This is a genomic window from Streptomyces sp. RLA012 (assembly GCF_056270325.1).
The window spans coordinates 7,273,220-7,284,853 of record NZ_JBWDPA010000002.1; the positions used below are offsets into that span (position 1 = coordinate 7,273,220).

General features: G+C 69.1%; 9 protein-coding genes. 2 read left to right on the forward strand and 7 right to left on the reverse strand.

The features are described from left to right. Nucleotides 1-108 precede the first annotated feature (108 nt). On the forward strand, nucleotides 109-1,674 hold the full coding sequence (locus tag RV986_RS33425) for a purple acid phosphatase family protein (protein ID WP_475924526.1): 1,566 nt from the start codon (nucleotides 109-111) through the stop codon (nucleotides 1,672-1,674). 136 nt (nucleotides 1,675-1,810) lie between these two features. On the opposite strand, the gene RV986_RS33430 is transcribed toward RV986_RS33425, so the two are convergent. Then, entirely contained in the window at nucleotides 1,811-2,683 is an 873-nt protein-coding gene (locus tag RV986_RS33430; RefSeq protein WP_475920932.1) for a DUF4429 domain-containing protein, read from the reverse strand. Between the two features lie 119 nt (nucleotides 2,684-2,802). Here RV986_RS33430 and RV986_RS33435 point away from each other — a divergent pair, with 119 nt between their 5' ends. Beyond that, a complete protein-coding gene (locus tag RV986_RS33435) occupies nucleotides 2,803-4,344 on the forward strand; it encodes a beta-N-acetylhexosaminidase (RefSeq protein WP_475924527.1) in 1,542 nt (513 codons plus the stop codon). Between the two features lie 48 nt (nucleotides 4,345-4,392). On the opposite strand, the gene RV986_RS33440 is transcribed toward RV986_RS33435, so the two are convergent. The 6 genes from RV986_RS33440 to RV986_RS33465 all read right to left on the reverse strand — a co-directional run bounded on the left by RV986_RS33440 (nucleotide 4,393) and on the right by RV986_RS33465 (nucleotide 11,634). Next, on the reverse strand, nucleotides 4,393-6,165 hold the full coding sequence (locus RV986_RS33440) for an IucA/IucC family protein (protein WP_475920933.1): 1,773 nt from the start codon (nucleotides 6,163-6,165) through the stop codon (nucleotides 4,393-4,395). Next, the gene (locus tag RV986_RS33445; RefSeq protein WP_475920934.1) at nucleotides 6,162-6,728 is read right to left on the reverse strand and encodes a GNAT family N-acetyltransferase; all 567 of its coding nucleotides are present in this window, start codon (nucleotides 6,726-6,728) and stop codon (nucleotides 6,162-6,164) included. The genes RV986_RS33440 and RV986_RS33445 overlap by 4 nt, the downstream gene beginning before the upstream one ends. Beyond that, a complete protein-coding gene (locus tag RV986_RS33450) occupies nucleotides 6,725-8,011 on the reverse strand; it encodes a lysine N(6)-hydroxylase/L-ornithine N(5)-oxygenase family protein (protein ID WP_475920935.1) in 1,287 nt (428 codons plus the stop codon). Before RV986_RS33450 ends, RV986_RS33445 begins: the two co-directional genes overlap by 4 nt. Then, the gene (gene desA, locus RV986_RS33455; protein ID WP_475920936.1) at nucleotides 7,995-9,452 is read right to left on the reverse strand and encodes a lysine decarboxylase DesA; all 1,458 of its coding nucleotides are present in this window, start codon (nucleotides 9,450-9,452) and stop codon (nucleotides 7,995-7,997) included. Before desA ends, RV986_RS33450 begins: the two co-directional genes overlap by 17 nt. A gap of 221 nt (nucleotides 9,453-9,673) precedes the next feature. After that, complete coding sequence (locus RV986_RS33460; protein ID WP_475920937.1) at nucleotides 9,674-10,531, reverse strand: siderophore-interacting protein; 858 nt, start codon at nucleotides 10,529-10,531, stop codon at nucleotides 9,674-9,676. Nucleotides 10,532-10,584: 53 nt separating this feature from the next. Further along, on the reverse strand, nucleotides 10,585-11,634 hold the full coding sequence (locus tag RV986_RS33465) for an ABC transporter substrate-binding protein (protein ID WP_475920938.1): 1,050 nt from the start codon (nucleotides 11,632-11,634) through the stop codon (nucleotides 10,585-10,587).

Below are 11,634 nucleotides of genomic sequence, written 5' to 3' on the forward strand. Positions count from 1 at the left end.
AAGAGACTGTTGAAGGTCTTATGGGGGGCTGTTAGCAAGCTGTCCATCCTGCGTCTTGTGCCGCGTCGATTGCCGGGAGCAACTTCTGTGGCCATGGACACTCCACGCATGGGCGTACCGGAGAAGCTCGCCGAGCGCATGACCATGGCCGAGCAGCACGAGTATCTCCGCGCCAAGTTCTCCCGGCGCAACATGATCAGAGGCGGGGCCGTGACTCTCGGCGCCGTCGCGGGCGGCACCTTCGTGCCCGGCGCCGTCGCACAGGCCGCTGTACCGACACAGGCCACCAGCTCCTCGACCGAGAAGGTCGACGGTGCCCTCGTCGCCCCCTTCGGCCGCCACCTCGCCTTCGGCAATGACCCGCGTACGGAGATCACGGTCTCCTGGCAGGTTCCGGCCGCGGTGAAGAAGCCGTTCATCCGCATCGGTGCCCACCCCTGGGACCTCTCCCGCAAGATCGAGGCCGAGGTCCGCACCCTCTACACCCCGGCGGGCGTCGGCGCGAGCGGCGACCACACGCAGTACTACCTGCACGCCAAGCTCACCCACCTGCGCCCCGGCAAGACGTACTACTACGGCGTCGGCCACGCGGGCTTCGACCCGTGCGCGCCCCACCTGCTGGGCACGCTCGGCACCTTCACCACCGCGCCCTCGCACGCCGAGCCGTTCACCTTCACGGCCTTCGGCGACGAGGGTGTCGGCTACCACGGCCTCGCCAACGACGCCCTGCTGCTCGGCCAGAACCCGGCCTTCCACCTGCACGCCGGCGACATCGCGTACGCGGACCCGGCCGGCGCGGGCAAGAAGGAGGACACCGGCTTCGACTCGCGTATCTGGGACCAGTTCCTCGCCCAGACCGAGACGGTCGCCAAGCAGGTCCCGTGGATGCCCGCGTACGGCAACCACGACATGGAGGCCTGGTACTCGCCCAACGGCTACGGCGGCGAAGAGGCCCGCTGGACGCTGCCGGACAACGGTCCGGACAAGGCGAACCTGCCCGGCGTCTACTCCTTCGTCTACGGCAACACGGCGATCATCTCGCTGGACGCCAACGACATCTCCTTCGAGATCCCGGCGAACCTGGGCATCTCCGGAGGAACCCAGACGAAGTGGCTTGAGGCGCAGCTCAAGAAGTTCCGGGCGTCGAAGGACGTCGACTTCGTCGTGATCTTCTTCCACCACTGCGCGTACTGCACCTCCACGGCGCACGCCTCGGAGGGGGGCGTGCGACAGGAGTGGGTGCCGCTGTTCGAGAAGTACACGGTGGACCTGGTCATCAACGGCCACAACCACCAGTACGAGCGCACGGACGTCATCAAGGGCAACGCGGTCAGCAAGAAGCTGCCGATCGGCGGCACGGCGTACCCCGAGACCGACGGTGTCGTGTACGTGACGGCGGGTGCGGCCGGGCGCAGCCTGTACGCGTTCACCGCCCCGGACTCGTACGAGGGTCACCTGAACGAGGTCGACTCCGTCGCCTCCTTCATCAACCTCAAGGACGGCAAGCAGAACGAGACGGTCGCCTGGTCTCGGGTGCGGTACCTCAACTACTCGTTCCTGCGGGTGGATGTCACGCCCGCGCACAAGGGGCGGCTGGCCACGCTGACGGTGCGGGGCATTGCCGAGACCGGGGCGGAAGTCGACCACTTCACGGTGGCTCGACGGGCTCGCTAGTCGGCTGCGGGTCCGTGGGGGCTGGGCGCGCACACGCGGCGGAGCCGCACATGTCACAGCCCCGCGCCCCGGAAAGCACGTGGTTGTCCGCCTAGAAGGCGAGGTGTGACGACCTGGGCGGTCCTCAAGCGTGTCTCTACAAGCGCTTGAGGACCGCCTGTTTGGCCAGGGTGAACTCCTCGTCCGTCAGGACGCCGGACCGGTGGAGCTCGCCGAGTTCGCGCAGGCGGCGGAGCAGGGCGTCGTGGTCGGCCTCCGGGGTGACGGCCGGGGGCCGCGGCTCCTCCACCGGCGCCCTGTCCCGCGCCGCCGTCGGATGCGGCAGCCGTGCCTGCACCGCCGCCGCGACCAGGGCCATCAGCGGGTCCTTCTTGAAGCCCCACAGTTCGACGGAGTTGGGGTCGTACTTCGGCGGGGCCTTGGTCTCCGCGCCGCGGACGGTGAAGCGGAGGTAGCCGTTCTCCAGACCGACCGCCGGGTGCCACTCGACGGTGGTGAGGGCGGCGAGGGCGAGGGTACGGGCGCCCGCGGCGGACTTGGAGTCCTCGGTCTTCCAGTTCCACTCCAGGCGTACGTGCTCGCCGTCGAAGCTCGCGGTGCCGTCGCCCGCGGAGACGGACACCGGCACGGAGGGGCCGGGGAGCAGATAGCCGTCGACCGGATCGGCCGGCACCTGGTCGAGGAGCAGCGCGCCCCGGATCTCGTCCACGATGTACTCGGCGACGCCGTAGCGGTCGGACTCGACGGTGAGCTGGTAGGGGTCGTTCGGTTCGGCGAGCTTGCCGCCGGTGGCCTGCAGCAGCGGGTCGGCGCCGTCGCGCAGCCGCAGCCTCAGCCGCCCGGCCTTCTTGCCCTGTTCGAAGGAGATTCCCGCCAACGCGCCCAGCGGGACGGTCAGTTCACCCAAGGTCTTGCGGAGCAGGCTCACGTTCTTGTCGCGCCCCGGAGTCAGCCGCAGCGCATCGCCGTCGAAGGTCCACGTCCCGTCCTTCTGGATGATTTCCGCCATGAGGGGGATTGTTTCACCGGCTCTGCGGCAGAGTGGTCTATACCCATTCGACGGGTCTTCCGAAGGGAGCGCATGTGACACAGCACAGAACGCCCCGCCTGCTCGGTACGCTGCTGCTCATGGTGGCCGCCAGTCTCTCTCTCGCCGGTGCGGGGGCCTTTGCCGCCGACCGCACCGCGACCCCGCTCGGCCGGGTCGTCCCGGCGCCCGCCTCGGTCGACCCGGGCGGATCCCCGTACCGCATCACCGACGCCACCCGTATCCGGGTCGAGGACTCCCGGGAGGCCCGCCAGGTCGGCGCGTATCTGGCCGACATCCTGCGCCCCTCCACCGGGTTCTCACTGCCCGTCACCTCGCGGGGCGCGGGCGGCATACAACTGCGGCTCGGGGCTGGCGGCCTGGGAGACGAGGGCTATCGGCTGGTCAGCGGGCGGGAGGGTGTCACCATCACGGCCGCGGCGCCCGCCGGGCTCTTCCACGGTGTGCAGACCCTGCGCCAGCTGCTGCCCGCCGCCGTCGAGAGGGACTCCGTGCAGCCCGGGCCCTGGCTCGTCGCGGGCGGCACCATCAAGGACACCCCGCGCTACGGCTACCGCGGCGCGATGCTCGACGTCTCCCGGCACTTCTTCGGCGTCGACCAGGTCAAGCGGTACATCGACGAGCTGGCCCTCTACAAGGTCAACAAGCTGCATCTGCACCTGAGCGACGACCAGGGCTGGCGCATCGCGATCGACTCCTGGCCGCGGCTGGCCACCTACGGAGGCTCCACCCAGGTCGGCGGCGGGCAGGGCGGCCACTACACCAAGGCCGACTACAAGGAGATCGTGCGGTACGCGGCCTCCCGCTATCTGGAGGTCGTCCCGGAGATCGACATGCCGGGCCACACCAACGCCGCGCTCGCCTCGTACGCCCAGTTGAACTGCGACGGGACCGCACCCCCGCTCTACACCGGCACCGACGTCGGCTTCAGCTCGCTGTGTGTGGCGAAGCCGGTGACGTACGACTTCGTGGACGACGTCGTACGGGAGCTGGCGGCGCTCACGCCGGGGCGCTACCTCCACATCGGCGGGGACGAGGCCCACTCCACCAGCCACGCCGACTATGTGACCTTCATGGACAAGGTGCAGCCCCTCGTCACGAAGTACGGGAAGACCGTGGTCGGCTGGCATCAGCTGACCGGCGCGAGCCCGGCGAAGGGCGCGATCGCACAGTACTGGGGGCTCGACGACACCAGTGCCGCGGAGAAGGCGCAGGTGGCCGAGGCCGCGCGGAACGGGACGGGGCTCGTGCTGTCGCCCGCCGACCGGATCTACCTTGACATGAAGTACACCGCGGACACCCCGCTCGGGCAGGACTGGGCCGGCCTGGTGGAGGTGAAACGGGCCTACGACTGGGATCCGGGCAGCTATCTGCCGGGCGTGCCGGGCTCGGCGGTCCGCGGGGTCGAGGCGCCGCTGTGGACGGAGACGATGGTGACCTCCGCCGACATCGACGTCATGGCCTTCCCCCGGCTGCCCGGTGCGGCCGAGCTGGGCTGGTCGCCCGCGTCGACGCACGACTGGGACACCTACAAGGTGCGGCTCGCGGCGCAGGGGCCGCGCTGGGAGGCGCTGGGGATCGGCTACTACCGCTCGCCGCAGGTGCCCTGGCCCACGGCGTAGTGGGGAGGATGGGGCTCAGGAGGACCGTACTCCTGAGCCCCACCGGTTTCAGAGGCCCGCGATCGGATTCTTCAGGCTGCCGACCAGCTGCAGCGCGCCGGACGGATCCGCCAGGTCCACCATCTGCTTGTTGTCGCGCAGTTGGAGGCGGTTGAGGCAGGACAGCGCGAACTCCGGCGCGAACAGGTCGTACTGCCGGAACTTGTCGGCGAGTTCGGGGGCCGACTCCTGGTACTCCCGTACGCAGTCCGCGACCGTACGCCAGAAGACGTCCTCCTCGACGATGCCCTCGGCGGCCAGGTTGGCGGCGAGGAAGCGGAAGAAGCAGTCGAAGACGTCCGTGAAGATCGACAGGAGTTTCTTGTCCTCGGGAACCTCGACGCGGATCCGCTCGACCGTGGGCGGCAGCACCGCCTGCGGGTCCATGACGGCGATCTCCTCGGCGATGTCCTTGTAGATCGCGCGCCGCACGACGCCGTCCTTGAGGACCAGGATCACGTTCTCGCCGTGCGGCATGTAGACCAGGTCGTAGGCGTAGAAGCTGTGCAGCAGCGGCGTGAAGTAGGCGCGCAGATAGCCGCGCAGCCACTCCACCGGCGTCAGCCCCGAGCGCTCGATCAGCGCGCCCGCGAAGGACGCGCCCGCGTGGTCGACATGGACGAGCGAGGCCATGGTGGCGAGGCTCTCGCCGTCCTGGAGCGAGGGCACGGGGCTCTCGCGCCACAGGGCGGCGAGCATTTTGCGGTACGGGGAGTAGCGGTCGGTGGCGGCCTCGTACTCCAGGTGGCGATAGCCCACGGCGGCGCGCTCACGGATGATCGACAGGCCCGTCGACTTGAGCACCGGGTCGTTCTCGACGAGCTGGGCCAGCCAGTCGTTGATCGCCGGGGTCGCCTCCATGTAGGCGGCCGAGAGCCCGCGCATGAAGCCCATGTTGAGGACCGAGAGCGCCGTTTTCACGTAGTGCTTCTCGGGGGTGGACTTGTTGAAGAAGGTCCGGATGGACTGCTGGGCCAGGTACTCGTCGTCGCCCTCGCCGAGGCAGACCAGACGGCGCTGGGCGACCTCGGCCGCGAAGGTCACCGAGAGCTTGTTCCACCACTGCCAGGGGTGGACGGGGATGAGGAGGTAGTCCTCGGGGTCGAGGCCCTGGTCCGTGAGGGTGGCGGCGAACCGCTCGACCGTCCCGGCGCCCAGCTCCTCGCGCACGAAGGACTCGTACGCGATGCCCACGCCCGCGGTGAAGGCGGCCCGGGAGCGGTGCGCGGCCAGCCACACCAGCCGGATCGGGCTCGCGGTCTCGGGGGCGTACGAGAGGTACTCGTGCACGCCGAAGCCGAGCCGCCCGTTGTTGGCGACGAAGCAGGGGTGGCCCTCGGTCATACCGGTCTCGATCTCCTGGAAGGAGGCCTTCGCGAGCTCGGCGGACGGGATCTGCGGCTTGGTGAGTTTGAAGCAGGTGCCGGAGAGCGTGGAGGAGATCTCCTCCAGGTAGACCGGCAGGACCTCGTCGCTCAGGCCGAGCGCCTGCCGCAGCTCGATGAAGAAGTCGAGGGCGGCCAGGGGGAGTTCGGTCCCGTCGCGATGGCGGGTGATCGACCCGGCGTCGACCTGCCAGTGGTCGAGGGCGCGGCGGGTGGCGGTGAAGCGGTAGCGGGTGAGCCCGTCGTCGCTGCGGACGACGTACCCGCCGGCGCTGTCGGCCTCCGGCGTGATCAGCCGCTCGTGCGCGAACTCGGCGAGGGCCTTGCGGACGAGGAGGCGGTTGGCGCGCTCCCAGCGCTCGGGGGAGAGGTGGGCCACGGCGTCGGCGAGGGTCATACGGCCACCCCCGCCGCCTGCTCGAACCGCTCCCGGGTGCAGAAGCTCAGCAGCGCGCGCTTCTCCGGCTTCTGGATCTCCCGCTCGGGCACAAAACCGACGGCCTGGTTGAGCGCGTGCACGGCTTCGTTGGTCACGTCGGGTTCGACGACGACGCGCCGGGTGGCCGGGTCGGCGAACAGGTGCGCCATCACCGCGGTGATCACGGCCCGGGTGAAGCCGTGCACCGGCGTGTTCGTCGGCGCGACCAGGAAGTGCATGCCGACGTCACCGGGCTCGGGCTCGTACAGCCCGACCAGCTCGACGTGCCGGGGGTCGTACTTCTCCATCAGGAAGACGGGCTCGCCGTCGTGCAGCCCGAGGAACGCCTCGTGGTGGTCGCTGGCCGCGATGGCCATGTACTCGCGCTCCACGTCGTGCAGTTTGGCCTCCTGCATCATCCAGAAGGCGGCCTTGGGGTGCGTCACCCAGCCGTGCAGCAGCCCGGTGTCGTGGAGGGGGTCGAGGGGCCGGACGGTGAAGACACCCGTGAGGGTGTCCGGGACGGTGTCGGTGGTGCTCATATGGCGAACTCCTGGAACGCGATCGTCTTCTCGACCGGGTAGTACTCGGTGCCGAGCAGCTCACGGATGATGGACGCGTTGCGGTAGGCGCCCATGCCCAGGTCGGGGCTGGTGATGCTGTGCGTGTGGACGCCCGCGTTCTGGAGGAAGACGCCGCGGCCCGTGGTGTCGACGGCGTAGTTGCGGGCCACGTCGAAGTTGCCGCGGGTGTCGTAGCGCAGCCGGTCGCGGACCGGCTTCAGGAACTCGGGCTCGACGTACTTGTAGCCGGTGGCCAGGATCAGGCCCTCGGAGCTCAGCTCGTAGTTCTTGCCCTGCTCCTCCTGGCACAGCCCCAGGGTGTACGTGCCGTTCTCGTGGGCGGCCGTGTTCAGCGAGGAGTTGGTGAGCAGCCGGGTCGGGACGGGGCCGCCGAGGTTCTTCTGGTAGAGCAGGTCGAAGATCGCGTCGATCAGCTCGCCGTCGATGCCCTTGAACAGGCTCTTCTGCTCCGTCTGCAGCCGGTAGCGGGTCGGCTCGGGCAGCGCGTGGAAGTAGTCGATGTACTCCGGAGAGGTCATCTCCAGCGTGAGTTTGGTGTATTCGAGGGGGAAGAAGCGCGGGGAGCGGGTGACCCAGTTCAGCCGGTAGCCGTGTACGTCGATCTCGCTGAGCAGGTCGTAGTAGATCTCGGCGGCGGACTGACCGCTGCCGACGAGCGTGATCGACTTCTTCCGCTGCAACTCCGCTTTGTGCTGCATATAGCGGGAGTTGTGAATGAAGTCGCCGCCCAGGCCCGCACAGGCCTCGGGGATGTGGGGCGGGGTGCCCGTGCCGAGGACGAGGTGGCGGGCGCGAAACGTTTCGCCGGGCTCCGTGCGTATGACGTACACGTCATCCTCGTACGTCACCTCGGTCACCGTCGTGCTGAACCGGACGTTGGTGAGTCTGTTCGCGGCCCAGCGGCAGTAGTCGTCGTACTCCACCCGGAGCGGGTAGAAGTTCTCGCGGATGTAGAAGGAGTACAGCCGGCCGGACTCCTTCAGGTAGTTGAGGAAGGAGTACGGGGAGGTCGGGTCGGCCAGGGTCACCAGGTCCGACATGAACGGGGTCTGCAGGTGCGCGCCCTCCAGGAACATCCCCGAGTGCCACTCGAAGTCCGGCTTGGACTCCAGGAAGACGCCGTCCAGTTCGGCGATCGGCTCGGTGAGGCAGGCGAGGCCGAGGTTGAAGGGCCCGAGCCCGATGCCCACGAAGTCGTAGGTCTTTCCGGTGGCTTCGATGGATTCAGGAAGCGCGGTCAAGGGACTCTCCCAGGTACTGCTCGGCGTGGCCGGCGATCAGATCGAGTACGGCGGCGATGTCCTCGGCCGTGGTCTCGGGGTTGAGCAGGGTGAACTTCAGGTAGTGGCGGCCGCCGACCTTGGTGCCCGCGACAACGGCGTCACCGGAGGCGAACAGGGCCTTGCGGGCGTACAGGTTGGCGCGGTCGATCTCGGCCGGGTCGGTGACGGCGGCCGGGATGAAGCGGAAGACGAGGGTGGACAGGGGCGGCTCCACGACCACGTCGAAGCGGGGGTCGGCGGCGAGCAGTTTCCAGCCCTCCTGGGCCAGGTCGCAGACCTCGTCGAAGAGTTCGCCGATGCCGTCGGCGCCCATCACGCGCAGGGTCATCCACAGCTTGAGCGCGTCGAAGCGGCGGGTGGTCTGCAGGGACTTGTCGACCTGGTTGGGGATGCGCTCCTGGACCATGCGGCGCGGGTTCAGGTACTCCGCGTGGTAGGTCGCGTGGCGCAGGGTGGCGGCGTCGCGGACCAGTACGGCGGAGGAACTCACCGGCTGGAAGAAGGACTTGTGGTAGTCGACGGTGACCGAGTCGGCCCGGTCGATGCCATCGAGACGGTCCCGGTTCTTCAGGGAGGTGAGCAGACCACAGCCGTAGGCCGCGTCCACGTGCATCCAGGCGCCGAACCGGGAGCACAGCTCCGCGATCTCCGGCAGCGGGTCGATGGAGCCGAAGTCGGTGGTGCCGGCGGTGGCGACGACGGCCATCGGGATCAGACCGTCGCGCTCGCAGCGCTCCAGCTCGTGGGCGAGGGCGAGCGTCTGCATGCGCTTGTCGTGGTCGACGGGGATGGAGACGACCGCGTCCGCGCCGAGGCCCAGGAGTTTGGCCGACTTCTTGACGCTGAAGTGGCTGACCTCGGAGGCGAAGATGCGGAGTTTGGCGGCGGTGTCGCCCGGTTCGCTCCCTGGCTTCGCCTCCTCGCGGGCCAGCAGCAGGGCCTGGAGGTTGGACTGGCTGCCGCCGCTGGTGAACACGCCGTCGGCGGCCGGGCCGAGGCCGATGCGCTCGTTGGTCCAGTCGATGAGCCGGCGCTCGATGAGGGTGCCGCCGGCCGACTGGTCCCAGGTGTCCAGGGAGGAGTTGACGGCGGACAGGACGGCCTCGCCGAGCACGGCGGGTATGACCACCGGGCAGTTGAGGTGCGCGAGATAGCGCGGGTGGTGGAAGTAGATCGCGTCCCGGAGGTAGACCTCTTCGAGCTCGTCGAGGACCGCGGTGGTGTCGTGCAGCGGGCGGTCCAGGTCGATCCGCTCGATACGGGGAGCGAGGGCGTCGACCGTGACACCCGTGAACGGTCGTTCGGTCGTGGCGAGTTTGGCCGCCACCCGCTCGATTCCTTCGGTCACGGAGCGGCGGTACCGCTCCGCGGTCGTGTCATTGAGCAGGTGCGAGCGCATGTGGGGGTCCTCCGTGCGGGAGAGTCCGAGCGGGACGGGGTGAGGGTGCGGGGTGGGGCGAGGGGTGGGGCGGGGGGGTGGCCGGGACATGAAGAGGGACGAGGTCCCGGGGTTCGACTTAGGTTAGCCTAACCTAAGTCGATCAAGCGACCTCGTCCCGCCCGTACCTTCAGTGACATACGCCTCTGTTTGAACGGTCAGAGGTGTGCCACGCCTTTGAACTACTCCCCCTGCTCCCGCAGTTGCTCCTCGGTCAGCCCGCGCCGCCAGTAGCCGACGAAGGTGACCCGTCTGCGGTCGATGCCACGCTCGCGCACGAGATGGCGGCGCAGCTCCTTCACACAGCCGGACTCGCCCGCGATCCAGGCGTACGGGCTCTCGGTGGGCGGCAGTTGCGCGGCCCGTACGGCGTCGACGGCCATGGGGACCCCGTCGTCGCGTACCAGCCAGGTGATCTCCGCGTCGGCCGCGACGAACAGGTCCTGGACGTCCTCGGCGTGCTGGACCTCCAGCCAGGCCCGGGCGCGGGTGCCGGCGGGCAGGGATTCGAGGATCGCGGAGGCGGCGGGCAGCGCGGTCTCGTCCGCCCACAGGACGACCAGGTCGGTGTCGGCGGGCGGACGGAAACGGATCGCCCGGTTGTCCTCGACCGCCGGGCCGAGCAGCACGACGCGGTCACCGGCCGCCGCGCGGGAGGCCCACCGGGACGCCGGACCCGCGGGGACCTCGGCGTCCGGCTGCACGCCGTGCAGGACGAAGTCGATGTCGATCTCGGTGGTACGGCCCCGGTCGTCCCGGCGCAGCGCCCGCAGGGTGTACGAGCGCATCACCGCCCGTACGTTGTCGGGGAGTTCGCGCCAGCCCTGCCACCAGCCCTCGCCCAGCTCGAAGGGGACGGCCGGGTCGGTCTGGCCGGGGTGCGGCAGGAAGAGGGAGAGGCTCTGGTCCCGGCCGTGGGAGGCGAAGGCCGCCAGGTCGCGGCCGGCGAAGGTGATCCGGACCAGGGACGGGCCGAGCCGCCTCGTCCGTACGACCTGGAGGGAGAAGAAACGGAACGGGGCGGCTACGGCCGTCGTCATCAGTGCTCCTGAGTCATCGTCAGGGGTCGTGACAAGGTGTCACCGTGCGGGTGTCAGGCGACCTTCTTGGCGTTCTCGATCGCCTGGGCGAGGTTGTCGAGAAGCGGGGTGCACTTGTCGTACGACACGATCGGCTCGGGGGAGCGGGCGATGACCTGGTCGGCCTTGACGGCGGGCAGCTTCTTCCAGGTGGCCTCGGTGATGTCGGCCGGCTGGATGGTCGCGCTGCGGTCGTCCATGATGATGATGTCCGCCGGGTACTTGTCGACGTTCTCCCAGCTCAGGTTCTCGAACCAGCCGCCGCTGGCCTTCAGGGCCTTGGCGGACGGCTCGACGATGTTCACGCCGAGCGCCTTGAAGTACTCCAGGTCGATGGAGAGGTTGGAGCCGGAGACGTAGAAGATGTCCTGGCTCGCGGAACCGGCGAGCACCTTGATCTCCGGGCGGGCCTTGGCCGCGGCGCGCAGCCGCTCGGCGGCCGTCTCGAACTTCTTCTTGGCGTCGGCGATCCCGGCGGACTTCGCGTCGGCGCCCAGCGACACGGCGAGCGCGAGCATGCGCTGCAGCGACGCGGGCATCTGGCGGTCGTAGACGGAGATGCCGACGCTCGGGGCGAGCTTGAGGATCTTGTCCTTGGACTCCTCGGGGACGTACCAGAGGGTGCCGGCGGAGTCGAACATGGTGGAGATCAGCACGTCGGGCGCGAGGGCCGCGTACTTCTCGATGTTGAACTGGCCCCACTCGTTGCCGAGGACGGTCAGCTTGCTGACATCCATGTCGCCGGCCTGGACATCGGCCTTGCCGTCCTTGGTCGTGGTCGGGCCGAAGACGCCCTTGACCTCGATGCCGTAGTCGTGGAGGGCGGCGGCGACACCGATGAAGGCGACGATGTTCGCCGGGATCCTGTCCAGCTTCACGGTCGTACCGCGGTCGTCCTTGAACGTCCAGGGACCGGACTTGGCGGCGGCGGCCTTCGTCGAGTCCGCGCCACCGCTTTTCGCGTCGTCGTCGCCACAGGCGGCGAGGACGGCACCGAGGCCGAGGGCGCCGCCGGCGGCGAGGATGCCGCGACGGGTGAGGTGAGTGGCACGGGCGTTGGACAT

Excerpts from the sequence above, each read along its gene's own strand:
- RV986_RS33425 (WP_475924526.1), top strand. The coding sequence starts at position 109 with ATGGGCGTACCGGAGAAGCTCGCCGAGCGCATGACCATGGCCGAGCAG.
- RV986_RS33430 (WP_475920932.1), bottom strand. The coding sequence starts at position 2,683 with ATGGCGGAAATCATCCAGAAGGACGGGACGTGGACCTTCGACGGCGAT.
- RV986_RS33435 (WP_475924527.1), top strand. The coding sequence starts at position 2,803 with ATGGTGGCCGCCAGTCTCTCTCTCGCCGGTGCGGGGGCCTTTGCCGCC.
- RV986_RS33440 (WP_475920933.1), bottom strand. The coding sequence starts at position 6,165 with ATGACCCTCGCCGACGCCGTGGCCCACCTCTCCCCCGAGCGCTGGGAG.
- RV986_RS33445 (WP_475920934.1), bottom strand. The coding sequence starts at position 6,728 with ATGAGCACCACCGACACCGTCCCGGACACCCTCACGGGTGTCTTCACC.
- desA (WP_475920936.1), bottom strand. The coding sequence starts at position 9,452 with ATGCGCTCGCACCTGCTCAATGACACGACCGCGGAGCGGTACCGCCGC.
- RV986_RS33460 (WP_475920937.1), bottom strand. The coding sequence starts at position 10,531 with ATGACGACGGCCGTAGCCGCCCCGTTCCGTTTCTTCTCCCTCCAGGTC.
- RV986_RS33465 (WP_475920938.1), bottom strand. The coding sequence starts at position 11,634 with ATGTCCAACGCCCGTGCCACTCACCTCACCCGTCGCGGCATCCTCGCC.